Source organism: Bacillus sp. FSL K6-2944, from assembly GCF_038005385.1.
GTDB classification, from domain to species: domain Bacteria; phylum Bacillota; class Bacilli; order Bacillales; family Bacillaceae_G; genus Bacillus_A; species Bacillus_A cereus.
On record NZ_JBBOTE010000003.1, the window covers coordinates 474,988 to 495,000 of the forward strand.

The following is a 20,013-nucleotide window of genomic DNA, read 5'->3' on the forward strand; positions in this document are numbered from 1 at the left end:
TATGTTAATGCCAAAACGCGTAAAATATCGTAGAGAGCATCGTGGTAAAATGCGTGGTCGTGCTAAAGGTGGAACTGAAATTGCTTTCGGTGAATTCGGTTTACAAGCACAAGCTGCTTCATGGATTACAAACCGTCAAATCGAAGCTGCTCGTCGTGCAATGACTCGTTACATGAAACGTGGCGGTAAAGTATGGATTAAAATTTTCCCTTCTAAACCTTACACTGCAAAACCTCTAGAAGTACGTATGGGTTCCGGTAAAGGGGCACCAGAAGGCTGGGTAGCAGTAGTAAAACCTGGGAAAATTATGTTCGAAATCGCGGGTGTATCTGAAGAGGTAGCACGCGAAGCATTACGTCTTGCAGCTCACAAGTTACCTGTGAAATGTAAATTCGTAAAACGTGAAGAAAATGGTGGTGAATCTAATGAAAACTAATGATATTCGTGAATTAACCACTGCCGAAATCGAAACAAAAGTTAAAGCTTTAAAGGAAGAGTTGTTTAATCTTCGCTTCCAACTTGCTACAGGACAATTAGAGAATCCAACTCGCATTCGTGAAGTGCGTAAAGCAATTGCTCGTATGAAAACTGTAGTTCGTGAAAGAGAGATCGGAATTAATCGATAAATTGAGGGGAGGTTTGCATAGTGAGCGAACGTAACCAACGCAAAGTTTATACTGGTCGTGTAGTGTCTGACAAAATGGACAAAACGATTACAGTTTTAGTTGAAACTTACAAAACTCATTCCTTGTACGGAAAACGTGTTAAGTATTCTAAGAAGTACAAAGCCCATGATGAGCAAAACCAAGCGAAACTTGGCGATATCGTTAAAATCATGGAAACTCGCCCGCTTTCTGCTACTAAGCGTTTCCGTTTAGTTGAAATCGTTGAAGAAGCGGTTATTATCTAAATAGACGAATCGGAATTTTTAGTCCGAAGGGAGGTTTCATAACATGATCCAACAAGAATCTCGTTTGAAAGTTGCTGACAACTCTGGTGCACGTGAACTTTTAACAATTAAAGTATTAGGCGGCTCTGGTCGTAAATATGCTAACATTGGTGACATTATCGTTGCTACGGTAAAACAAGCAACACCAGGTGGCGTTGTTAAAAAAGGTGACGTTGTTAAAGCAGTAGTAGTACGTACGAAGAGCGGAGCTCGTCGTCCGGACGGTTCTTACATCAAATTTGATGAAAACGCAGCGGTTATCATTAAAGACGATAAGAGCCCACGTGGTACTCGTATCTTCGGACCAGTAGCTCGTGAATTACGTGATAGCAACTTCATGAAGATCGTTTCTTTAGCTCCAGAAGTTCTATAATTTAAGGTATTGCCTTGCTAAGGAGGTGCAGAATTAAGATGCATGTAAAAAAAGGTGATAAAGTACAGGTAATCACTGGTAAAGACAAAGGAAAACAAGGCGTTATCCTTGTGGCTTTCCCAAAGCAAAACCGTGTTATCGTTGAGGGTGTCAATATCGTTAAGAAGCACTCTAAGCCATCTCAATTAAATCCACAAGGTGGAATTATTACTAAAGAAGCACCTATTCACGTTTCTAACGTTATGATTTTAGATCCGAAAACAGGTGAACCTACTCGCGTAGGCTTCAAAGTAGAAGATGGTAAAAAAGTTCGTATTGCAAAAAAATCTGGTGAATTATTAGATAAATAATTTTCTTAAGAAAGGAGGTCACTTCATTGAATCGCCTTAAAGAGAAGTTCCAAAAGGAAATTACTCCTGCTCTAGTGAGCAAGTTTAACTATAAATCTGTAATGCAGGTACCAAAAATCGAAAAGATCGTAATCAACACTGGTGTTGGTGACGCGGTATCTAACTCAAAAGCGTTAGACAACGCAGTAGAAGAATTAACACAAATCACAGGTCAAAAACCTGTTGTAACTCGTGCTAAAAAATCAATCGCTGGTTTCCGTCTTCGTGAAGGTATGCCAATCGGTGCGAAAGTAACTTTACGCGGCGAGCAAATGTATGAGTTCTTCGACAAATTAGTATCAGTTTCTTTACCACGTGTACGTGATTTCCGTGGTGTTTCTAAGAAATCATTCGATGGTCGTGGAAACTATACATTAGGTGTTAAAGAGCAACTTATTTTCCCTGAGATTGATTATGATAAAGTAAGCAAAGTCCGCGGTATGGACATCGTAATCGTTACTACAGCGAAAACTGATGAAGAAGCTCGTGAACTTTTAACACAATTCGGTATGCCATTCCAAAAATAATGGAAGCCAACGCTAAGTAGAGGAGGCGAAAACGTGGCTAAAAAATCTATGATAGCGAAACAAAAGCGTACTCCTAAGTTTAAAGTACAAGAGTATACACGTTGCGAACGCTGCGGTCGTCCGCATTCTGTATACCGCAAATTTAAACTTTGCCGTATTTGTTTCCGTGAACTTGCATATAAAGGTCAAATTCCTGGTGTTAAAAAAGCTAGTTGGTAAAACCCACAAATGGGAAGGAGGTAAAACACATGGTGATGACAGATCCAATTGCAGACATGCTTACTCGCATCCGTAATGCGAACATGGTACGTCATGAGAAATTAGAGGTTCCTGCTTCTAAAATCAAAAAAGAGATCGCTGAACTTTTAAAACGTGAAGGTTTCATTCGTGATGTAGAATACATCGAGGATAACAAACAAGGTATCCTTCGTATTTTCCTGAAATATGGTGCAAACAATGAACGTGTAATCACTGGATTAAAACGTATCAGTAAACCTGGCTTACGCGTTTACGCTAAAGCTGACGAAGTACCACGTGTACTTAACGGATTAGGTATCGCTCTTGTTTCTACATCTAAGGGAGTAATGACAGACAAAGACGCTCGTCAATTACAAACTGGTGGAGAAGTAGTAGCATACGTTTGGTAATATATATTTAAAACGAACGGAGGTGTGACCACATGTCTCGTATTGGTAAAAAGATTCTTGAAATCCCTGCAGGTGTTACTATTACAGTTGCAGAAGACAATACTGTAACAGTAAAAGGCCCTAAAGGTGAATTAACTCGTACTTTCAATGCTGATATGCTTATCAAAATTGAAGAGAATACATTAACAGTTGAGCGTCCATCTGAACAGAAGGAACACCGTGCATTACACGGTACAACTCGTGCTTTAATCGGAAACATGGTTGAAGGTGTAACTGAAGGTTTCGCACGCGGACTTGAATTAGTCGGTGTTGGTTACCGTGCTCAAAAACAAGGTGATAAACTTGTATTAAGCGTAGGTTATTCTCATCCAGTAGAAATGACTCCGGAAGCAGGTCTTGAAGTTGAAGTACCTGCACCAACTAAGATCGTAATTAAAGGTATCGACAAGCAACGTGTTGGCGAATTCGCTGCTAACATCCGTGCTGTACGTGCTCCTGAGCCTTACAAAGGTAAAGGTATTCGTTACGAAGGCGAAGTTGTTCGTCGTAAAGAAGGTAAAACTGCTAAGTAAACCCGTTAGGTGAGAGAAAGGAGTGACAAGAATGATCACTAAAGCTGATAAAAATGCGACTCGTAAGAAAAGACATGCACGTGTACGTGCTAAACTTACTGGTACTGCAGAGCGTCCACGTTTAAACGTGTTCCGTTCTAACCAACATATTTACGCTCAAGTTATTGATGATGTGAATGGTGTAACGTTAGTAAGTGCATCTACTCTTGATAAAGACCTTGCTCTTAACGGTACTAGCAATATTGAAGCTGCTACGAAAGTTGGAGAATCAGTTGCTAAGCGTGCTGTAGAGAAAGGCGTTAAAGAAGTAGTATTTGATCGCGGTGGTTACTTATACCATGGCCGTGTTAAAGCTCTAGCTGAAGCTGCTCGTGAGGCTGGATTACAATTTTAATGGTCAAAGGAGGGAAAATTGATGCATCGCATTGACCCAAGTAAATTAGAACTTGAAGAACGTGTAGTTACGATAAATCGTGTCGCGAAAGTTGTTAAGGGTGGTCGTCGTTTCCGCTTTGCTGCACTAGTTGTAGTTGGCGATAAAAACGGTCATGTTGGATTCGGTACTGGTAAAGCACAAGAGGTACCAGACGCAATCCGTAAAGCTATCGAAGACGCTAAGAAAAACTTAATCGCTGTACCATTAGTTGGTACAACAATTCCACACACAATCAACGGTCATTTTGGCGCTGGTGAAGTATTCTTAAAACCTGCTGCTGAGGGTACTGGTGTTATTGCTGGTGGACCTGTTCGTGCGGTCCTTGAATTAGCTGGTGTACAAGATATTCTTTCGAAATCTCTTGGTTCTAACACACCAATCAACATGATTCGCGCTACTGTGAACGGATTAAGCGAACTTAAGCGCGCTGAAGATGTTGCAAAATTACGCGGTAAATCTGTAGAAGAGCTACTAGGTTAAGGAGGGAAAACAAATGGCGAAAAAGTTAGAAATTACCCTCACTCGTAGTGTAATTGGTCGTCCACAAGATCAACGTGCGACGGTAGAAGCTTTAGGTCTTAAAAAGTTGAATTCAACTGTAGTTAAGGAAGAAACTCCTGCTATTCTTGGTATGATCAACAAAGTTTCTCACCTTGTAACTGTAAAAGAAGCTTAAGGATAACTCATTAATATAAGGAGGTGCCTGGGAATGAAACTTCATGAATTAAAACCTGCAGAAGGTTCTCGTAAAGTACGTAACCGTGTCGGTCGTGGTATCGGTTCTGGTAACGGTAAAACTGCTGGTAAAGGTCATAAAGGACAAAACGCACGTTCTGGCGGCGGTGTTCGTCTTGGCTTCGAAGGTGGTCAAACTCCATTATTCCGTCGTTTACCAAAACGCGGCTTCACAAACATTAACCGTAAAGAGTTTGCTATTGTAAACTTATCAACGTTAAATCGTTTTGAAGATGGTACAGAAGTAACACCTGAATTATTGCTGGAAACTGGCGTTATCAGCAAGTTAAACGACGGTGTTAAAGTTCTTGCAAGCGGAGCAGTAGAGAAAAAACTAACTGTTAAAGCGCACAAGTTCTCTTCAAGTGCTAAAGAAGCAATTGAAGCAGCTGGCGGATCAGTTGAGGTGATCTAATGTTTCGTACAATCTCCAACTTTATGCGCGTTGCTGAGATAAGACGTAAAATATTATTCACTTTAGCGATGTTAATCGTATTCAGGATTGGCACGTTTATCCCCGTGCCATTTACAAATGGAGACGTACTGAAGGCACAAGATCAATTAAATGCTTTAGGTATTCTAAATACATTTGGCGGTGGAGCCTTGAAAAACTTCTCCATCTTTGCGATGGGAATCATGCCGTATATTACAGCATCCATCATCGTGCAATTATTGCAGATGGATGTTGTTCCTAAATTTTCGGAATGGTCGAAGCAAGGTGAAATGGGCCGTCGTAAATTAACGCAATTCACGCGTTACTTTACAATTGTTCTTGCGTTTATTCAGGGGTTTGGTATGTCAATCGGTTTTAACGGTATGGTAGGTGGACAATTAATTTTGAATCCAGGTTGGAGCACTTATTTATACATTGCTACGGTACTGACTGCTGGTACTGCATTTTTAATGTGGTTAGGTGAACAGATTACAGCTAAAGGTGTAGGTAATGGTATTTCCATCCTTATCTTTGGCGGTATTGCCGCAGCGATCCCAAGTGTTATATCTCAAGTGTATCAGCAACAGTTTCAAAATATCGGAGATCAATTGTTCATGAGTATCGTTAAAGTTGCATTGATTTTACTAGCTGTGCTAGCAGTTATTGTGGGTGTTATTTTCATTCAACAGGCTGTTAGAAAGATCCCAATTCAATATGCGAAGCGTGTAACAGGAGGAAATGGTGGTTATGCTGGAGCACAAAACACACATTTACCGCTTAAGGTAAATAGTGCTGGTGTTATTCCAGTAATTTTTGCTGTTTCATTCTTAATTACGCCTCCGACTATTGCACAGTTCTTCCCGAAACATGATGTATCGCAGTGGATTATTGCAAACTTTAACTATTCTCACCCAGTGGGAATGATCATATATGTTGCGCTCATTGTAGCCTTCACATATTTCTATGCATTTGTTCAGGTTAATCCAGAGCAAATGTCAGAGAATCTAAACAAGCAAGGTGGATATGTTCCAGGTATTCGTCCGGGTAAGAATACGGAACAATATCTAACAAAAATCTTGTATCGTTTGACCTTTGTAGGATCAATTTTCCTAGCAGCGATTGCAATCTTACCAGTTATCTTTACGAAATTGGGAAATCTTCCTCCATCTGCACAGATCGGTGGAACGAGTATGTTAATCGTTGTCGGCGTTGCTTTAGAAACAATGAAGCAGCTAGAAAGCCAACTGGTAAAACGCCATTACAAAGGGTTTATCAAGCAGTGAGTAAGTGGGAAGAATTGTCTTCCCTACATGCTCATGTACTCTGAGGGGGAACAAGGATGAACTTAATTTTAATGGGGCTTCCTGGTGCTGGTAAAGGTACACAAGCCGAACAGATTGTTGCCAAGTATAACATCCCTCACATTTCAACAGGAGACATGTTCCGTGCAGCTATGAAGGCTGAAACTGAAATGGGTCTACAAGCAAAATCTTTTATTGATAAAGGTGCACTTGTTCCAGATGAAGTTACAATCGGAATCGTTCGTGAACGTTTAAGTCAAGACGACTGCGTAAGAGGTTTCTTACTAGACGGTTTCCCACGAACTGTTGCACAAGCATCAGCTCTTGAAGAAATTATGAAAGATCTTGGCAAAAAAATCGACTATGTTTTAAACATTAATGTGGATTCAGGGTTGTTATTAAAACGCCTTACAGGCCGTCGCATTTGTAAAGAGTGCGGTGCGACTTACCACTTAGAATTCAATCCACCAGCAAAAGCTGATGTGTGCGATAAATGTGGTGGCGAATTATATCAACGCTCTGATGACAATGAAGAAACTGTAGCAAATCGTTTAGATGTAAATATTAAGCAAACAAAACCTTTGCTTGATTTCTACGAAGAGCTTGGTTACTTACAAAGCATTAATGGTGAGCAAGATATCAATAAAGTATTTGCTGATATCGATGTTCTCATCGGAGGCTTAGCGTAATGATAATCTGCAAAACTCCTCGCGAGATAGAAATCATGCGAGAAGCTGGCAGGATCGTTGCTTTGACTCATCAAGAGTTGAAACAGCACATTACTCCAGGAATTACAACGAAAGAGCTCGATCAAATAGCGGAAAAGACGATTCAAAAATATGGTGCTACGCCATCTTTTAAAGGATACAACGGATTTCCGGGGAGCATATGTGCTTCTGTAAATGAAGAGCTTGTACACGGAATTCCAGGGAAGCGCAAGCTCAAAGAGGGCGATATCATCAGTATCGATATTGGTGCGAAATACAATGGGTACCATGGAGATTCTGCATGGACGTATCCAGTTGGAAACATTTCTGAATCTGTTCAAAAGCTACTTGATGTCACAGAAAAATCGTTGTATCTTGGTCTAGAACAAGTAAAACCAGGCGAGAGATTATCAAATATCTCACATGCGGTTCAAACCCATGCTGAAGAGAATGGATTCTCGATCGTTAGGGAGTATGTTGGTCACGGAATCGGGCAAGACTTACATGAGGACCCTCAAATCCCGCACTATGGTCCACCAAATAGAGGCCCTAGATTAAAGCCGGGAATGGTCATCTGTGTTGAGCCGATGGTGAATCAAGGAAGACGATATGTAAAAACACTATCTGATGACTGGACAGTGGTAACGGTAGATGGTAAATGGTGTGCCCATTTTGAGCACACGATTGCTCTTACAGAAGCAGGATACGAAATCCTTACCACTTTATAAGTAGCTGGCTCTCCGGGATTTCAGAGCAGTGTAAAATGTTACTGATTTGAAGAAGGGAGAACTATTGAATGGCTAAAGATGATGTAATTGAAGTCGAAGGTACCGTTCTTGAAACGTTGCCAAATGCTATGTTCAAAGTAGAATTAGAGAATGGGCATGTCGTATTGGCTCACGTTTCTGGTAAAATCCGTATGAACTTCATTCGTATTTTACCAGGAGACAAAGTTACGGTAGAATTATCTCCGTACGATTTAAATCGTGGTCGTATTACGTACCGTTTTAAATAATATAGCACTCCGTAATCTTTAAGGAGGTTCGAGACATGAAAGTAAGACCGTCAGTTAAACCAATCTGCGAAAAATGTAAAGTTATTCGTAGACGTGGAAAAGTAATGGTTATTTGTGAAAACCCTAAACATAAACAAAAACAAGGTTAATCAGAAGGAGGTGCATTCGTAATGGCACGTATCGCAGGTGTAGATATTCCTCGAGACAAACGCGTTGTTATTTCTTTAACTTACGTATTCGGCATTGGTCGCACAACTGCTGAAAAAATTCTTGCTGAAGCAGGTATTTCTGAAGAAACACGAGTTCGTGATTTAACGGAAGACGAATTAGGACGTATCCGTGATATCATCGATCGTATTAAAGTTGAGGGAGACCTTCGTCGTGAAGTATCTCTTAACATCAAACGTCTAATGGAGATCGGTTCTTACCGTGGTCTTCGTCACCGTCGTGGTTTACCAGTTCGTGGTCAAAACTCTAAAAACAATGCTCGTACACGTAAAGGTCCACGTCGTACAGTAGCAAATAAAAAGAAATAATAAGTAAAGGAGGTTGAACTAACAATGGCACGTAAAACAAACACTCGTAAAAAACGTGTGAAAAAGAATATTGAAGCTGGTATAGCTCATATTCGTTCTACTTTCAACAACACAATCGTAACACTTACAGATACTCACGGTAACGCACTTTCTTGGTCTAGTGCTGGTGCACTTGGTTTCCGTGGATCTCGTAAATCTACTCCATTCGCTGCGCAAATGGCTGCTGAAACTGCTGCTAAAGCTGCAATGGAACACGGTTTAAAAACTTTAGAGGTTACTGTTAAAGGTCCTGGTGCTGGTCGTGAAGCTGCAATTCGTGCTCTTCAAGCTGCAGGTCTAGAAGTAACAGCAATTAGAGATGTTACTCCAGTTCCTCATAATGGATGTCGTCCACCAAAACGTCGTCGTGTGTAATTTTTCTGTATAGAATTTTCCCTTTTGTCTATAATGGATATGATGCATTATCGAGAAATTTCGTACAGAAACATCGCTTGTTGTGCACAATCGGGAACTGCCTAAGGGGGACTTTCGGTTAGACAGGGGTTATACCTTTGTTTAACCGGGGTTTCGACGTTTTGAAGGAGGGTTTAGTTAATGATTGAAATCGAAAAGCCGAAAATCGAAACGGTTGAACTTAACGAAGATGCTAAATATGGTAAATTCGTAATTGAACCGCTTGAGCGTGGATATGGTACTACTTTGGGTAACTCCTTACGTCGTATTCTTTTATCCTCACTCCCTGGTGCCGCTGTTACTGCTATCCAAATCGATGGCGTATTACATGAATTTTCAACAGTTGAGGGCGTAGTAGAAGACGTTACGACGATCATCTTAAACTTGAAAAAGTTAGCTCTTAAAATCTACTCTGAAGAAGAGAAGACGTTGGAAATTGATGTACAGGGCGAAGGTATTGTCACAGCTGCTGATATTACTCACGATAGTGATGTAGAAATCTTAAATCCAGATTTACACATTGCAACGTTAGCAAAAGATGCGCATTTCCGCGTGCGTTTAACTGCAAAGCGTGGCCGTGGGTATACGCCAGCTGATGCAAATAAAAGCGAAGATCAACCAATAGGAGTAATTCCTATTGATTCTATTTATACTCCAGTATCACGTGTGACTTACCAAGTGGAAAAGACACGTGTCGGACAAGTGGCTAATTATGATAAGCTTACGCTTGATGTATGGACGGATGGAAGCATCGGGCCAAAAGAAGCTATCTCTTTAGGTGCCAAAATCTTAACTGAGCATTTAAATATCTTTGTTGGTTTAACTGATGAAGCACAAAATGCTGAGATTATGGTCGAGAAGGAAGAAGATCAAAAAGAGAAAGTTCTTGAGATGACTATCGAAGAACTAGACCTTTCTGTTCGTTCTTATAATTGCCTAAAACGTGCAGGAATTAATACTGTACAAGAGCTTGCGAACAAAACAGAAGAAGATATGATGAAAGTTCGTAACTTAGGACGTAAATCCTTAGAAGAAGTTAAACATAAACTTGAGGAATTAGGTTTAGGTTTACGTAAAGACGACTGAGGATTTAAACCCATCAACAAAGGAGGGAACTACGAATGGCATACAGAAAATTAGGCCGTACAAGTGCGCAACGTAAAGCTATGTTACGTGATTTAGCTACTGATTTAATTATCAACGAGCGCATCCAAACGACAGAAACTCGTGCAAAAGAACTTCGTTCTGTAGTGGAAAAAATGATCACTTTAGGTAAACGCGGAGATCTTCATGCTCGTCGTCAAGCAGCAGCTTTCATTCGCAATGAAGTAGCTAACGCTGAGACTGGTCAAGATGCACTTCAAAAACTATTCGCTGATGTAGCTCCACGCTATGCTGAGCGCCAAGGCGGATACACTCGTATTGCAAAAATTGGTCCACGTCGCGGAGACGCAGCACCAATGGTAATTATCGAGTTAGTATAATGATAATTAAAAGGGCAGGACAGTTCTTTTCAAGAAACTGGTCATGGCCCTTTTTTTTAAATATAAAAATAGGCTAACTTGGCGAAGGAAAGGGTGCCTTCTATTGAAAAAAGAGAAACTTCGGATAGAAAATATATCATTTCAATATCCTGGGGCAGCCACTTATGCATTAAAAGATGTTTCATTTTCCTTATATGAGGGAGAATGGGTATCTATTATTGGACAAAACGGTTCAGGAAAGTCTACACTTGCAAAATTATTGAATGGTTTGTTTTTGCCAGAAGCAGGGACTATTACAGTAAATGATACAATGGTTTTATCAGAGGAAACGGTATGGGATGTTCGAAAACAAATTGGAATGGTATTTCAAAATCCAGATAATCAATTTGTTGGAACGACAGTGCAAGATGATGTTGTATTTGGCTTGGAGAATATCGGAATGCCAAGAGAACAAATGATTGAAAGATTAGAACAGGCCTTGCAACTTGTCCGTATGGAAGATTTTCTTAATGATGAGCCTCATTCCTTATCTGGTGGGCAAAAGCAGCGAGTGGCAATAGCAGGCGTTTTAGCACTTCAACCATCTATTTTAATATTAGATGAAGCAACGTCAATGTTAGACCCTCAAGGGAGACGTGAAGTAGTAGAAACGGTTAGACAACTTGTTACTCAAAAAGGTATTACCGTGTTATCAATTACGCACGATTTAGAAGAAGCGGCACAGTCAGATCGTGTCATTATTTTAAATAAGGGAGAAATATTAGAGGAAGGGACTCCAGAAAAAATTTTCAAATCCTCTCATATGCTCCAAGAAATTGGCTTAGATGTACCGTTTTCGGTGAAAATAGCAGAATTATTAAAAAGAAATGAAATTCTCTTGCAAAATACGCATCTTACAATGGAAAGCTTGGTGAACGAACTTTGGAGATTACATTCCAAAAAGTAGAACATCGTTATCAATATAAAACTCCATTTGAAAGACGCGCACTTTATGATGTAGACGTGTCGTTTCCAAGTGGGGGCTATTATGCCATTATCGGTCATACTGGTTCAGGAAAGTCGACGATGATTCAACATTTAAATGGTTTATTGCAGCCGACAAATGGTACAGTTCAAATTGGTGAACATTTGATTTCGGCAGGAAAGAAAGAAAAAAAGCTAAAGCCACTACGTAAAAAAGTAGGGGTTGTCTTTCAATTTCCAGAACATCAGTTGTTTGAAGAGACTGTGGAGAAAGATATTTGTTTCGGCCCTACTAATTTTGGAGTATCTGTAGACGAAGCAAGGCAAAAGGCTAGAAAGGCAATTGAACTTGTAGGGCTAGAACCAGAACTGTTAACACGTTCTCCGTTCGAATTAAGTGGTGGACAAATGAGACGTGTTGCTATAGCGGGTGTACTGGCAATGGAACCTGAAGTGCTTGTATTAGATGAACCTACAGCAGGACTAGATCCAAAAGGGCAGAACGAACTTATGGAGATGTTTTATAAGCTGCACAAGGAGAAGGGTCTTACAGTCATCCTTGTAACGCATAATATGGAGGATGCTGCTCAGTATGCGGAGCAGATTGTAGTTATGCATAAAGGAACGGTCTTTTTGCAAGGAAGTGCAGAGGAAGTATTTTCACATGCTGATGAACTAGAGAAAATTGGTGTGGATCTTCCTATGTCATTAAAGTATAAACGTGCAATTGAAGAGAAGTTTGGTATTTCAATTCCAAAGGCTACCTTATCTTTAGAGGATCTTACTCATGAAGTTGTGCAGGTGTTACGAAAAGGTGGTCATGAATCATGCAGCAGTTGATTATTGGGAGATATATCCCGGGGAATTCACTTATTCATCAACTTGATCCACGTACGAAGCTGCTGATTGTCTTTTTATATGTATTTGTTGTTTTCTTAGCAAATAATGCGATTTCATATGGATTTTTATTTTTATATGCACTCATTGCTTTATTTTTTGCAAAAGTGCCGATTCGTTATGTACTTTCGGGCTTAAAACCAATTTTATGGATTTTTCTTTTTACATTTTTCCTGCATATTTTTACAAATAAAGAGGGGGATGTACTATTCCAGCTTGGTTGGTTTTCGATATATGAAAAAGGATTAGAGCAAGGGATATACATTTCTGTACGATTCTTCGTTATTATTTTAATGACGACATTATTAACGTTAACGACGACACCTATTGAAATTACAGATGGTTTGGAGACGTTATTAAAGCCGTTGAAGCGTATAAAGGTTCCTGTTCATGAAATCGCATTAATGATGTCAATTTCTCTTCGTTTTATCCCGACATTAATGGATGAAACGAGTAAAATAATGAAAGCACAAGCGTCACGTGGTATTGATTTTGCCGGGGGACCGATAAAAGATAGAATGAAAGCTATTATTTCACTGCTCGTTCCTCTGTTTATCAGTGCTTTTAAGCGTGCAGAGGACTTAGCCATTGCGATGGAAGCTCGTGGATATCAAAGTGGTGAAGGACGTACTAAATTTAGGCAACTACGCTGGAAAACAAGCGATACAGTAACGATTGTCAGCTTATTTTGTTTAGCTTGTATTTTGGCATGGGTGCGATCGTAATGGAGAATAGAGAAATGGATAGAATAAAATGTACGGTTGCATATGATGGCATGCATTTTTGTGGTTATCAAATTCAGCCGAACCATCGTACTGTTCAACAGGAGATAGAAAAAGCATTGCAGAAATTGCATAAGGGAGAACTTGTTCGTGTTCAGGCATCTGGTAGAACAGATTCTACAGTTCATGCAAAAGGACAAGTAATACACTTTGATACTCCTTTGTCTCTTGAAGAATGGCAATGGAGTAATGCTTTAAACACAATGTTGCCAGATGATATTGTTATTAGGCAAGTAGAGAAAAAAACAGAAGAATTTCATGCACGTTACGGTGTTGAGAAAAAAGAATATCGTTATCGTGTATTATTATCAAAGACTGCGGATGTATTCCGTAGAAATTACGTATATCAATATCCATACCCGCTCGAAATCAACTATATAAGAAAAGCAATTCCTTATTTTATTGGAACGCATGATTTTACTTCTTTTTGTTCGGCAAAAACTGACAAAAAAGATAAAGTGCGAACAATTTATGAAATCGAGTTAATTGAACAAGATGATGAAATAATTTTTCGTTTTGTAGGTAATGGATTTTTATATAATATGGTCAGAATTATTGTTGGTACGTTACTTAGCGTAGGGCAAGGAAAGCTTGATCCTGATAGCATTCCAGAGATTTTAGCGAAACAAAATCGTCAGTTTGCTGGAAAGATGGCTCCAGGTCATGGGCTTTACTTGTGGGAGGTAAACTATAACAACTAATCCTGGTGTAACATTTGCTTGACATTAGAAACTCAAAAGTATATCATAACATATGGTATTGTTTCTAAAACCACGATTAGCCCCGGAAGGAAATCGTGTTTAAGATAAACAATAGATTTTTTCTATGGAAAAGATAACGAGGAGGGAAACACATGCGTACGACTTTTATGGCAAAAGCTAACGAAGTTGAGCGTAAATGGTATGTGGTTGATGCTGAAGGTCAAACTTTAGGTCGCCTTGCTAGTGAAGTAGCATCCATTTTACGTGGTAAAAACAAACCTACATTTACACCACACGTTGACACGGGTGATCATGTAATTATTATTAACGCTGAGAAAATTCATTTAACAGGTAATAAATTAAACGATAAAATTTACTACCGTCACACTAACCACCCAGGTGGACTTAAGCAAAGAACAGCTCTTGAAATGCGTACAAACTACCCTGTACAAATGTTAGAGCTTGCAATTAAAGGCATGCTTCCAAAAGGACGCTTAGGCCGTCAAGTTTCTAAGAAACTTAACGTGTATGCTGGAGCAGAGCATCCACACCAAGCACAAAAACCAGAAGTTTACGAACTTCGCGGATAATTAATTAAAGGAGGGCTTACTTTGGCACAGGTTCAATACTATGGCACTGGACGTCGTAAGAGTTCAGTAGCGCGCGTACGCCTAGTTCCAGGCGAAGGACGCGTTATCATTAACGGTCGTGATTTTGAAAACTATATCCCATTTGCTGCATTACGTGAAGTAGTGAAACAACCTCTAGTTGCAACAGAAACTTTAGGTAACTACGATGTACTTGTAAACGTAAATGGTGGTGGATACACTGGTCAAGCTGGTGCTATTCGTCACGGTATTTCTCGCGCTTTATTAAAAGCTGATCCAGAATACCGTCTAACACTAAAACGTGCAGGTCTATTAACTCGTGACGCACGTATGAAAGAGCGTAAAAAATACGGTCTTAAAGGCGCACGTCGTGCACCTCAGTTCTCAAAACGTTAATTTTTGCGAACTACAAACCCCAACCATTTTGGTTGGGGTTTTTTATGTTTCATTCCTCTTTTGCAATTTTTATAGCTTGGAATATTTTAGTGCTACCGCCGCGCGTATGCTTCTTCTTTAGAAGTTTAGACTAATACGTATTAGGGAGGTTTATAAGTACTATGAATGTCATTATCAGCTTACAAGAAAAACAAAAAGAAAAGCAGTTAAAATACGAGCGGAAGATGTTGCGGGAATTATCATTAAAAACATTGCGTTCAAATATTCGTGATGCCTTTCAAATGCAAGAGCTTCATCGTCAGTATGAAGATTACTGTATTGAATTAGGGATAGAATCTTATTTATTAGGAGCGAGATACAGTAAATTTGGTTATTATGGTGAATCGTTTTTTGATGTGAAATATAGAGCTTTAGAAGAAGAACAACAATTAACTGAAACGCTATTTCAATTTTTAACGAGTATGACTATGCGAGAAATAAAGTTGAAAGATGAGGAATTACTTTTTGAATCTTGTCAGCAGTTTATAGGATTGTGGTGGCAAGAAGGGTATGAAAAAGGTGAAAGAAGATATCGATTAAAGCTTCATTAAGACAAGCATAAACTTTCCTCTTGTCCCATATAAGTAATTAGAGGGACTAGCTGGAGGAGGAAAGGTATGAAGAGAATTCGAATTATCTCTTTTGCACTCGCTGCGGTTGTATTGTTTTTTTTAGTCAAGCAAGAATTTCAAATTACAAAATCGTGGCGAGCTTGGAATTTACCCTTATCAGGGAAAGTAATTGTATTAGATGCTGGGCATGGTGGACCAGATGGAGGGGCTGTTGGTGGAAAGGATATTATAGAAAAGGATATTACGCTTGAAATTACAAAAAAGGTACAAGACTATTTACAAGAACAAGGTGCACTAGTTATTTTAACGCGTGAGGGAGATTATGATTTAGCTAACAAAGATACAAAGTCATATAGTAGACGTAAAGCAGAGGATTTAAAAAAACGTGTAGAAATCATCAATAAACCTGATGTAGACTTTTTTGCAAGTATTCATTTAAATGCTTTAACTAGTAGTGGATCGAAAGGCGCACAAACGTTCTATTACCGCTCTTCGATTGAAAATGAACGTGCTGCAAAATTTATACAGGCTGAATTGAGAACAAGTTTAGAGAACACGAATCGTTCTGCTAAGACAATTTCGCATGTGTATTTATTAAAGTATTCTAAAACACCAGGTGCTTTAATTGAAGCCGGCTTTTTATCGAATGTGAACGAAAGGTATATGTTAAATTCGGAGAAATATCAGCAAAAGGTAGCAGCTGCAATATACCGTGGTATATTACGTTATTTCACGGAAAAAGGAAATCCTCCAGAATAAGGAGGATTTTTTTGAGCTTCTCTCGTTAACGAAGTTTTCGGAAAATATGTTATACTGGAAATGTAAACGCATTTATTTCATGGATAAGCAGAGATAAATTCAATTAACATTACGTTATTTTTCATACAGGGGGCTGGGCTAATTATGGTAACGAAAGAGCAAGTGGTTGAAGCGTTAGAAGGGATTGTAGATCCGTTTTTACATAAAACATTAAAAGAAACAAGTGCAATTAAAGAGGTAACAGTCAAGCCAGAGAAGGAACATGTGAGTGTCAAAATTGCAATCGTAAAAACCGGTACAGCGGAACAAATGCAGTTGCAGTCTGGAATTGTAAAGTTAGTAAAAGAACTTGGGGCAGCAACAGTTGGACTTCGTTTTGCAGAATTTACAGAAGAGGAATTAGCTCAGTTTGCACCGGAACAAGAAGAAGAGCAAAGTGAATCTTTATTGTCACCTAATTCAAAAACAACATTCTTAGCAGTAGCGAGTGGAAAAGGTGGCGTGGGAAAATCAACTGTTTCCGTTAACCTTGCAGTTGCTTTAGCTCGTTTAGGAAAAAAAGTTGGTATTATTGATGCGGACATTTACGGTTTTAGTGTGCCAGACATGATGGGGATAGAAAAACGTCCTATCGTAAGAGGTGACAAGATAATTCCGGTGGAACGTTTAGGTGTAAAGGTAATCTCAATGGGCTTCTTTGTAGAGGATAATGCACCAGTTATTTGGAGAGGACCTATGCTTGGGAAAATGTTAAACCACTTCTTCACAGAAGTAGAATGGGGCGATTTAGATTATTTAGTACTAGATTTGCCACCAGGCACAGGTGATGTTGCGTTAGATGTGCACTCAATGTTGCCATCTTGCAAAGAGATTATTGTAACGACGCCTCATCCAACAGCTGCGTTTGTAGCAGCGCGTGCTGGAGCGATGGCATTGCGCACTGAACATAGTATTCTTGGTGTTGTTGAGAATATGGCATATTTTGAAAGTAAGGTAACTGGTGAGAAAGAATATGTATTTGGAAAAGGCGGGGGAGATAAGTTAGCTACCGAATTACAAACGAATGTTCTTGGTCGCATTCCACTGCAACAACCCGATTGGAATAAAGAAGACTTTGCTCCTTCAGTATATGAAGATACACATACAACGGGCATTATTTATAGTAAAATAGCTGAAACAGTAATTGATAAAACAGCTGTTACACAAAAATAAAGTGAAACTTTAATCAGTGGGGTTCACCTGTTACTGACAACAATAAGGCTTTTGTTGCTAGTAAACCTTTCGCTTAATTAGAGGGGTCCATTTTGTGTGTTAATAGCAAGATAAAGTAATAACGAGTGAACAATATATAAATTGTCCACTCGTTATTATAGTTATTATTTTTTACTGTTCTTCCTTCTTCTCGCCTTGAGAACCACCGTCACCGCCTGCTTCTTTCTTACCAGATCCGCCTTTTTCAGCTTTTTGCACACCTTTACTAATGATATCAATCATCTTGGCTTGGAAGAGTGGACTTTCAGCAGTTTCTGTTAGTACTTGTTGTAGATATTGACGGTATTCTTTACTCTTCATTGTTTGTAACATCATTTTTTCTACTTCAGGATTTTTCATAATTTCTATAACGCCTGCTTGGTATTCAGGGTCTTTTAATAAGGTTTTCATTAATTGAGTTTGTTCTTTCCCCATACTTTTAGCAAATTTTGATGAGAACTCAGGATCTTTAAAGAGCTTTTCCCAGAATTGTTGCCCTTTATCGGATACCATGGCATCTTCAATCGTTTTCTTTACTACTGTTTCATCTAGTATGAGTGCTTGTTTCATTTTTTCATCAGTTAATACATCTTGAATAGCTTTCTTACCTTGATCTGTTTTTAAAATATCAACAATCATTTTCTTTGTTTGATCGTAATCTAGTTCGGATTTCGTTTCTTTTCCTTGTGCGCATGCTGCAAGTGCGATAAGTAGAAAAGAAGAAACGAAAATGAATAGCATCCGTTTCATAAGTTGGAACTCCTTTCAGCACAGTTCTCTCTTTTTAATATAAATATCTTTAAGGAATTTATACATGAACATGGCTAGCTTTTTGAAATTGTCATTGATACAATTTAATTAGAAATATAAGGATAATGGGGGATGTGTTGTGAATAGCCGCAAGTGGGTACGACTATTTTTAACGACGTTGTTTCTTGGTGGGATTAGCACAGTTATTATTGGTTTTGTTTTGGAGTGGGACAAGTACAATAAATTTTTTCAAAATTTCGACGGTAAGGAGATTTTAGCAGTATCTTTCTGGCTGATGGGTGTAGGATTTATTTTTAGTGTTATAAGTCAAATGGGATTCTTTGCATATTTAACAATCCACCGTTTTGGACTAGGGATGTTTCGCTCATCTTCTTTATGGAATGCAGTCCAGCTCTTCTTTATTGCATTCGTATTATTTGATTTTGTGTATTTAAGATCTGTACTTATTGCAAATGGGGAAGTCTCGTTAGGGAATAATATACTTGTTGCTGGAATGTTATTTGTGTTTGGAGCAATTGTTGCTTATGTAAAAAGTAAAGAAACAAATAAAAAAGCATTTGTGCCAGCTCTGTTCTTTATGGTTGTTGTAACGATCCTTGAATGGGTACCGGCGCTTCGGATTAATGATACAGATTGGTTATATTTAATGGTTATACCGCTATTGTTATGTAATGCATATCAATTACTTGTATTACATCGTTTAATCGGAAAAACAAGTAAATCAGCTTAATAGAGAGGTTTTATACAACAGCAGTTATAATGTTGTAAATGGTATGATTAAAAAAGCTCTACCACCTTCTTGAAAGGTAGTAGAGCTTTTTATGCGTGAAGAGTAGTAGGGAAGAAGCTACTTCACATCTTCACTTTTCGTACTTGTGTTGGAAATAAGTTGTGATACGGATATTTGCTCATATCCATCACTTTTTATTTTTTGCAGGAGCAACGGTAAAGCTCTATTTGTTTGAAGGGCAGAATCGGATGCGTGTAATAAGACGATATCTCCACCTTTCAAATTATTAGAAACAGTAGAAACGATGTTATTTACACCTGGGTTTTTCCAATCGTTTGAATTATTACTCCAATGCACGACGGTGTATCCAAGTGATTCTGCGATTTTAAGGGTTGCTTTGTTAAATTCGCCACTAGGTGGACGTAACAGCTTGACTTGTTTTACACCAAGTTTCGTAAAAACATCTTGTGCTCGTAAAAGGTCTCGTCTTATTTCATTTGTCTCTAGAGAAGTATAGGATGTGTAATTGTACCCCATACTACCGATTTCGTGTCCATCTTTCATGATGCGCTCTACAATATCAGGGTGTCTTTCGGCCCATGCAGCAGAAAGGAAGAAGGTTGCATTCTTAATTTCTCTTTCTTTAAGAGTATCTAGGATTGGAATTGCTTTTTTGTCTCCCCAACTAATATCAAACGTAAATGCAACTTGCTTTTTAGCGGTGTCTCCTTTGTAAATTACTTTAGGGCCTGTAGCAGTTGAAAAAGCAGATTCATGTGAATATGTTTTTAAAAAGAGTAGCCATGCTGTAAATAAGGACAGTATTACTATTAAGCTAATGTGTTTAAAATTTCTCTTACTCGTAATAAAAAAGAAAAACATAATATTACGCCCCTTTGTCCAATCCTTTTCAGTTACATATATGCTGGAAATATAAAAAAGAGAACAAAGGATTAATATCGTAAGTAGTGGATATAATGGATGATA

The 20,013-nt window shown here is 38.8% G+C and carries 34 protein-coding genes; 32 read left to right on the plus strand and 2 right to left on the minus strand.

Features of this window, described 5'->3' with window-relative positions; translation table 11 throughout:
- The first annotated feature begins 1 nt into the window (after position 1).
- From rplP to MHH55_RS29060, 31 genes are all read left to right on the plus strand, one after another.
- A complete protein-coding gene (rplP, locus tag MHH55_RS28910) occupies positions 2-436 on the plus strand; it encodes a 50S ribosomal protein L16 (protein ID WP_000928969.1) in 435 nt (144 codons plus the stop codon).
- Complete coding sequence (gene rpmC / locus MHH55_RS28915) at positions 426-626, plus strand: 50S ribosomal protein L29 (protein WP_000855718.1); 201 nt, start codon at positions 426-428, stop codon at positions 624-626. The genes rplP and rpmC overlap by 11 nt, the downstream gene beginning before the upstream one ends.
- Before the next feature lie 20 nt (positions 627-646).
- Positions 647-910, plus strand: a complete 264-nt coding sequence (gene rpsQ, locus MHH55_RS28920) for a 30S ribosomal protein S17 (RefSeq protein WP_000004106.1) — start codon at positions 647-649, stop codon at positions 908-910.
- Between the two features lie 43 nt (positions 911-953).
- Positions 954-1,322 carry a 50S ribosomal protein L14 gene (gene rplN / locus MHH55_RS28925; RefSeq protein ID WP_000615912.1) on the plus strand — a complete coding sequence of 123 codons (369 nt, stop codon included), beginning with the start codon at positions 954-956 and terminating at the stop codon, positions 1,320-1,322.
- Between the two features lie 38 nt (positions 1,323-1,360).
- Positions 1,361-1,672 (plus strand): 50S ribosomal protein L24, encoded by a 312-nt coding sequence (gene rplX / locus MHH55_RS28930; RefSeq protein ID WP_000558200.1) that lies wholly within the window; start codon positions 1,361-1,363, stop codon positions 1,670-1,672.
- A gap of 26 nt (positions 1,673-1,698) precedes the next feature.
- On the plus strand, positions 1,699-2,238 hold the full coding sequence (gene rplE / locus MHH55_RS28935) for a 50S ribosomal protein L5 (RefSeq protein ID WP_001080831.1): 540 nt from the start codon (positions 1,699-1,701) through the stop codon (positions 2,236-2,238).
- 33 nt (positions 2,239-2,271) lie between these two features.
- Positions 2,272-2,457 carry a 30S ribosomal protein S14 gene (gene rpsN, locus MHH55_RS28940; RefSeq protein WP_001085700.1) on the plus strand — a complete coding sequence of 62 codons (186 nt, stop codon included), beginning with the start codon at positions 2,272-2,274 and terminating at the stop codon, positions 2,455-2,457.
- Positions 2,458-2,486: 29 nt separating this feature from the next.
- The gene (gene rpsH / locus MHH55_RS28945; protein WP_000245511.1) at positions 2,487-2,885 is read left to right on the plus strand and encodes a 30S ribosomal protein S8; all 399 of its coding nucleotides are present in this window, start codon (positions 2,487-2,489) and stop codon (positions 2,883-2,885) included.
- A gap of 32 nt (positions 2,886-2,917) precedes the next feature.
- Entirely contained in the window at positions 2,918-3,457 is a 540-nt protein-coding gene (gene rplF, locus MHH55_RS28950) for a 50S ribosomal protein L6 (protein WP_000086558.1), read from the plus strand.
- Between the two features lie 31 nt (positions 3,458-3,488).
- Positions 3,489-3,851: a 50S ribosomal protein L18 gene (gene rplR / locus MHH55_RS28955; RefSeq protein ID WP_000628816.1), complete on the plus strand. Its 363-nt coding sequence runs from the start codon at positions 3,489-3,491 to the stop codon at positions 3,849-3,851.
- A gap of 21 nt (positions 3,852-3,872) precedes the next feature.
- Positions 3,873-4,373, plus strand: a complete 501-nt coding sequence (gene rpsE / locus MHH55_RS28960) for a 30S ribosomal protein S5 (protein ID WP_000554646.1) — start codon at positions 3,873-3,875, stop codon at positions 4,371-4,373.
- Between the two features lie 13 nt (positions 4,374-4,386).
- On the plus strand, positions 4,387-4,569 hold the full coding sequence (gene rpmD, locus MHH55_RS28965) for a 50S ribosomal protein L30 (protein ID WP_001085234.1): 183 nt from the start codon (positions 4,387-4,389) through the stop codon (positions 4,567-4,569).
- A gap of 33 nt (positions 4,570-4,602) precedes the next feature.
- Positions 4,603-5,043: a 50S ribosomal protein L15 gene (rplO, locus tag MHH55_RS28970; protein WP_000766081.1), complete on the plus strand. Its 441-nt coding sequence runs from the start codon at positions 4,603-4,605 to the stop codon at positions 5,041-5,043.
- A complete protein-coding gene (gene secY, locus MHH55_RS28975) occupies positions 5,043-6,344 on the plus strand; it encodes a preprotein translocase subunit SecY (protein WP_000490117.1) in 1,302 nt (433 codons plus the stop codon). The genes rplO and secY overlap by 1 nt, the downstream gene beginning before the upstream one ends.
- A 56-nt stretch (positions 6,345-6,400) precedes the next feature.
- The gene (locus tag MHH55_RS28980; RefSeq protein WP_001048989.1) at positions 6,401-7,051 is read left to right on the plus strand and encodes an adenylate kinase; all 651 of its coding nucleotides are present in this window, start codon (positions 6,401-6,403) and stop codon (positions 7,049-7,051) included.
- Positions 7,051-7,797, plus strand: a complete 747-nt coding sequence (map, locus tag MHH55_RS28985; protein ID WP_000582539.1) for a type I methionyl aminopeptidase — start codon at positions 7,051-7,053, stop codon at positions 7,795-7,797. The genes MHH55_RS28980 and map overlap by 1 nt, the downstream gene beginning before the upstream one ends.
- A gap of 68 nt (positions 7,798-7,865) precedes the next feature.
- On the plus strand, positions 7,866-8,084 hold the full coding sequence (gene infA, locus MHH55_RS28990; RefSeq protein ID WP_001029884.1) for a translation initiation factor IF-1: 219 nt from the start codon (positions 7,866-7,868) through the stop codon (positions 8,082-8,084).
- A gap of 35 nt (positions 8,085-8,119) precedes the next feature.
- Complete coding sequence (gene rpmJ / locus MHH55_RS28995; RefSeq protein ID WP_000868344.1) at positions 8,120-8,233, plus strand: 50S ribosomal protein L36; 114 nt, start codon at positions 8,120-8,122, stop codon at positions 8,231-8,233.
- Positions 8,234-8,254: 21 nt separating this feature from the next.
- Positions 8,255-8,620 carry a 30S ribosomal protein S13 gene (gene rpsM / locus MHH55_RS29000; RefSeq protein WP_000090788.1) on the plus strand — a complete coding sequence of 122 codons (366 nt, stop codon included), beginning with the start codon at positions 8,255-8,257 and terminating at the stop codon, positions 8,618-8,620.
- A gap of 24 nt (positions 8,621-8,644) precedes the next feature.
- Positions 8,645-9,034, plus strand: coding sequence for a 30S ribosomal protein S11 (rpsK, locus tag MHH55_RS29005; RefSeq protein ID WP_000101798.1), 390 nt, complete (start codon positions 8,645-8,647; stop codon positions 9,032-9,034).
- Positions 9,035-9,214: 180 nt separating this feature from the next.
- Positions 9,215-10,159: a DNA-directed RNA polymerase subunit alpha gene (locus tag MHH55_RS29010; RefSeq protein WP_000569643.1), complete on the plus strand. Its 945-nt coding sequence runs from the start codon at positions 9,215-9,217 to the stop codon at positions 10,157-10,159.
- A 35-nt stretch (positions 10,160-10,194) separates the two neighbouring features.
- A complete protein-coding gene (gene rplQ, locus MHH55_RS29015; protein ID WP_000331490.1) occupies positions 10,195-10,557 on the plus strand; it encodes a 50S ribosomal protein L17 in 363 nt (120 codons plus the stop codon).
- A 103-nt stretch (positions 10,558-10,660) separates the two neighbouring features.
- Positions 10,661-11,503 carry an energy-coupling factor ABC transporter ATP-binding protein gene (locus MHH55_RS29020; RefSeq protein ID WP_000711757.1) on the plus strand — a complete coding sequence of 281 codons (843 nt, stop codon included), beginning with the start codon at positions 10,661-10,663 and terminating at the stop codon, positions 11,501-11,503.
- Entirely contained in the window at positions 11,479-12,360 is an 882-nt protein-coding gene (locus MHH55_RS29025) for an energy-coupling factor ABC transporter ATP-binding protein (protein WP_000406535.1), read from the plus strand. Before MHH55_RS29020 ends, MHH55_RS29025 begins: the two co-directional genes overlap by 25 nt.
- Positions 12,348-13,142, plus strand: coding sequence for an energy-coupling factor transporter transmembrane component T family protein (locus tag MHH55_RS29030; protein WP_001186526.1), 795 nt, complete (start codon positions 12,348-12,350; stop codon positions 13,140-13,142). Before MHH55_RS29025 ends, MHH55_RS29030 begins: the two co-directional genes overlap by 13 nt.
- Positions 13,143-13,156: 14 nt before the next feature.
- Positions 13,157-13,900: a tRNA pseudouridine(38-40) synthase TruA gene (truA, locus tag MHH55_RS29035; protein WP_025687200.1), complete on the plus strand. Its 744-nt coding sequence runs from the start codon at positions 13,157-13,159 to the stop codon at positions 13,898-13,900.
- Between the two features lie 152 nt (positions 13,901-14,052).
- Positions 14,053-14,490, plus strand: a complete 438-nt coding sequence (gene rplM, locus MHH55_RS29040) for a 50S ribosomal protein L13 (protein WP_001260793.1) — start codon at positions 14,053-14,055, stop codon at positions 14,488-14,490.
- Between the two features lie 21 nt (positions 14,491-14,511).
- Positions 14,512-14,904: a 30S ribosomal protein S9 gene (gene rpsI / locus MHH55_RS29045; protein ID WP_000079986.1), complete on the plus strand. Its 393-nt coding sequence runs from the start codon at positions 14,512-14,514 to the stop codon at positions 14,902-14,904.
- Between the two features lie 161 nt (positions 14,905-15,065).
- On the plus strand, positions 15,066-15,494 hold the full coding sequence (locus tag MHH55_RS29050; protein WP_078186566.1) for a DUF2521 family protein: 429 nt from the start codon (positions 15,066-15,068) through the stop codon (positions 15,492-15,494).
- A 66-nt stretch (positions 15,495-15,560) separates the two neighbouring features.
- Positions 15,561-16,274, plus strand: coding sequence for an N-acetylmuramoyl-L-alanine amidase CwlD (gene cwlD / locus MHH55_RS29055; protein WP_000822439.1), 714 nt, complete (start codon positions 15,561-15,563; stop codon positions 16,272-16,274).
- Positions 16,275-16,418: 144 nt separating this feature from the next.
- On the plus strand, positions 16,419-17,486 hold the full coding sequence (locus MHH55_RS29060; RefSeq protein ID WP_000256628.1) for an Mrp/NBP35 family ATP-binding protein: 1,068 nt from the start codon (positions 16,419-16,421) through the stop codon (positions 17,484-17,486).
- A gap of 171 nt (positions 17,487-17,657) precedes the next feature.
- Here the strand turns inward: MHH55_RS29060 and gerD are convergent, their stop codons facing one another.
- Positions 17,658-18,275 (minus strand): spore germination lipoprotein GerD, encoded by a 618-nt coding sequence (gene gerD / locus MHH55_RS29065; RefSeq protein ID WP_000827295.1) that lies wholly within the window; start codon positions 18,273-18,275, stop codon positions 17,658-17,660.
- Between the two features lie 139 nt (positions 18,276-18,414).
- Here gerD and kbaA point away from each other — a divergent pair, with 139 nt between their 5' ends.
- The gene (gene kbaA / locus MHH55_RS29070) at positions 18,415-19,026 is read left to right on the plus strand and encodes a KinB signaling pathway activation protein KbaA (RefSeq protein WP_001088527.1); all 612 of its coding nucleotides are present in this window, start codon (positions 18,415-18,417) and stop codon (positions 19,024-19,026) included.
- 117 nt (positions 19,027-19,143) lie between these two features.
- Here kbaA and pdaB read toward each other — a convergent pair whose 3' ends face one another.
- Positions 19,144-19,908 carry a polysaccharide deacetylase family sporulation protein PdaB gene (pdaB, locus tag MHH55_RS29075; protein WP_000464705.1) on the minus strand — a complete coding sequence of 255 codons (765 nt, stop codon included), beginning with the start codon at positions 19,906-19,908 and terminating at the stop codon, positions 19,144-19,146.
- Positions 19,909-20,013: the final 105 nt, after the last annotated feature.

Excerpts from the sequence above, each read along its gene's own strand:
- rplP (WP_000928969.1), top strand. The coding sequence starts at position 2 with ATGTTAATGCCAAAACGCGTAAAATATCGTAGAGAGCATCGTGGTAAA.
- rpmC (WP_000855718.1), top strand. The coding sequence starts at position 426 with ATGAAAACTAATGATATTCGTGAATTAACCACTGCCGAAATCGAAACA.
- rplN (WP_000615912.1), top strand. The coding sequence starts at position 954 with ATGATCCAACAAGAATCTCGTTTGAAAGTTGCTGACAACTCTGGTGCA.
- rplX (WP_000558200.1), top strand. The coding sequence starts at position 1,361 with ATGCATGTAAAAAAAGGTGATAAAGTACAGGTAATCACTGGTAAAGAC.
- rpsH (WP_000245511.1), top strand. The coding sequence starts at position 2,487 with ATGGTGATGACAGATCCAATTGCAGACATGCTTACTCGCATCCGTAAT.
- rplF (WP_000086558.1), top strand. The coding sequence starts at position 2,918 with ATGTCTCGTATTGGTAAAAAGATTCTTGAAATCCCTGCAGGTGTTACT.
- rplR (WP_000628816.1), top strand. The coding sequence starts at position 3,489 with ATGATCACTAAAGCTGATAAAAATGCGACTCGTAAGAAAAGACATGCA.
- rpsE (WP_000554646.1), top strand. The coding sequence starts at position 3,873 with ATGCATCGCATTGACCCAAGTAAATTAGAACTTGAAGAACGTGTAGTT.
- rpmD (WP_001085234.1), top strand. The coding sequence starts at position 4,387 with ATGGCGAAAAAGTTAGAAATTACCCTCACTCGTAGTGTAATTGGTCGT.
- rplO (WP_000766081.1), top strand. The coding sequence starts at position 4,603 with ATGAAACTTCATGAATTAAAACCTGCAGAAGGTTCTCGTAAAGTACGT.
- secY (WP_000490117.1), top strand. The coding sequence starts at position 5,043 with ATGTTTCGTACAATCTCCAACTTTATGCGCGTTGCTGAGATAAGACGT.
- MHH55_RS28980 (WP_001048989.1), top strand. The coding sequence starts at position 6,401 with ATGAACTTAATTTTAATGGGGCTTCCTGGTGCTGGTAAAGGTACACAA.
- map (WP_000582539.1), top strand. The coding sequence starts at position 7,051 with ATGATAATCTGCAAAACTCCTCGCGAGATAGAAATCATGCGAGAAGCT.
- infA (WP_001029884.1), top strand. The coding sequence starts at position 7,866 with ATGGCTAAAGATGATGTAATTGAAGTCGAAGGTACCGTTCTTGAAACG.
- rpmJ (WP_000868344.1), top strand. The coding sequence starts at position 8,120 with ATGAAAGTAAGACCGTCAGTTAAACCAATCTGCGAAAAATGTAAAGTT.
- rpsM (WP_000090788.1), top strand. The coding sequence starts at position 8,255 with ATGGCACGTATCGCAGGTGTAGATATTCCTCGAGACAAACGCGTTGTT.
- rpsK (WP_000101798.1), top strand. The coding sequence starts at position 8,645 with ATGGCACGTAAAACAAACACTCGTAAAAAACGTGTGAAAAAGAATATT.
- MHH55_RS29010 (WP_000569643.1), top strand. The coding sequence starts at position 9,215 with ATGATTGAAATCGAAAAGCCGAAAATCGAAACGGTTGAACTTAACGAA.
- rplQ (WP_000331490.1), top strand. The coding sequence starts at position 10,195 with ATGGCATACAGAAAATTAGGCCGTACAAGTGCGCAACGTAAAGCTATG.
- MHH55_RS29030 (WP_001186526.1), top strand. The coding sequence starts at position 12,348 with ATGCAGCAGTTGATTATTGGGAGATATATCCCGGGGAATTCACTTATT.
- truA (WP_025687200.1), top strand. The coding sequence starts at position 13,157 with ATGGATAGAATAAAATGTACGGTTGCATATGATGGCATGCATTTTTGT.
- rplM (WP_001260793.1), top strand. The coding sequence starts at position 14,053 with ATGCGTACGACTTTTATGGCAAAAGCTAACGAAGTTGAGCGTAAATGG.
- MHH55_RS29050 (WP_078186566.1), top strand. The coding sequence starts at position 15,066 with ATGAATGTCATTATCAGCTTACAAGAAAAACAAAAAGAAAAGCAGTTA.
- cwlD (WP_000822439.1), top strand. The coding sequence starts at position 15,561 with ATGAAGAGAATTCGAATTATCTCTTTTGCACTCGCTGCGGTTGTATTG.
- MHH55_RS29060 (WP_000256628.1), top strand. The coding sequence starts at position 16,419 with ATGGTAACGAAAGAGCAAGTGGTTGAAGCGTTAGAAGGGATTGTAGAT.
- gerD (WP_000827295.1), bottom strand. The coding sequence starts at position 18,275 with ATGAAACGGATGCTATTCATTTTCGTTTCTTCTTTTCTACTTATCGCA.
- pdaB (WP_000464705.1), bottom strand. The coding sequence starts at position 19,908 with ATGTTTTTCTTTTTTATTACGAGTAAGAGAAATTTTAAACACATTAGC.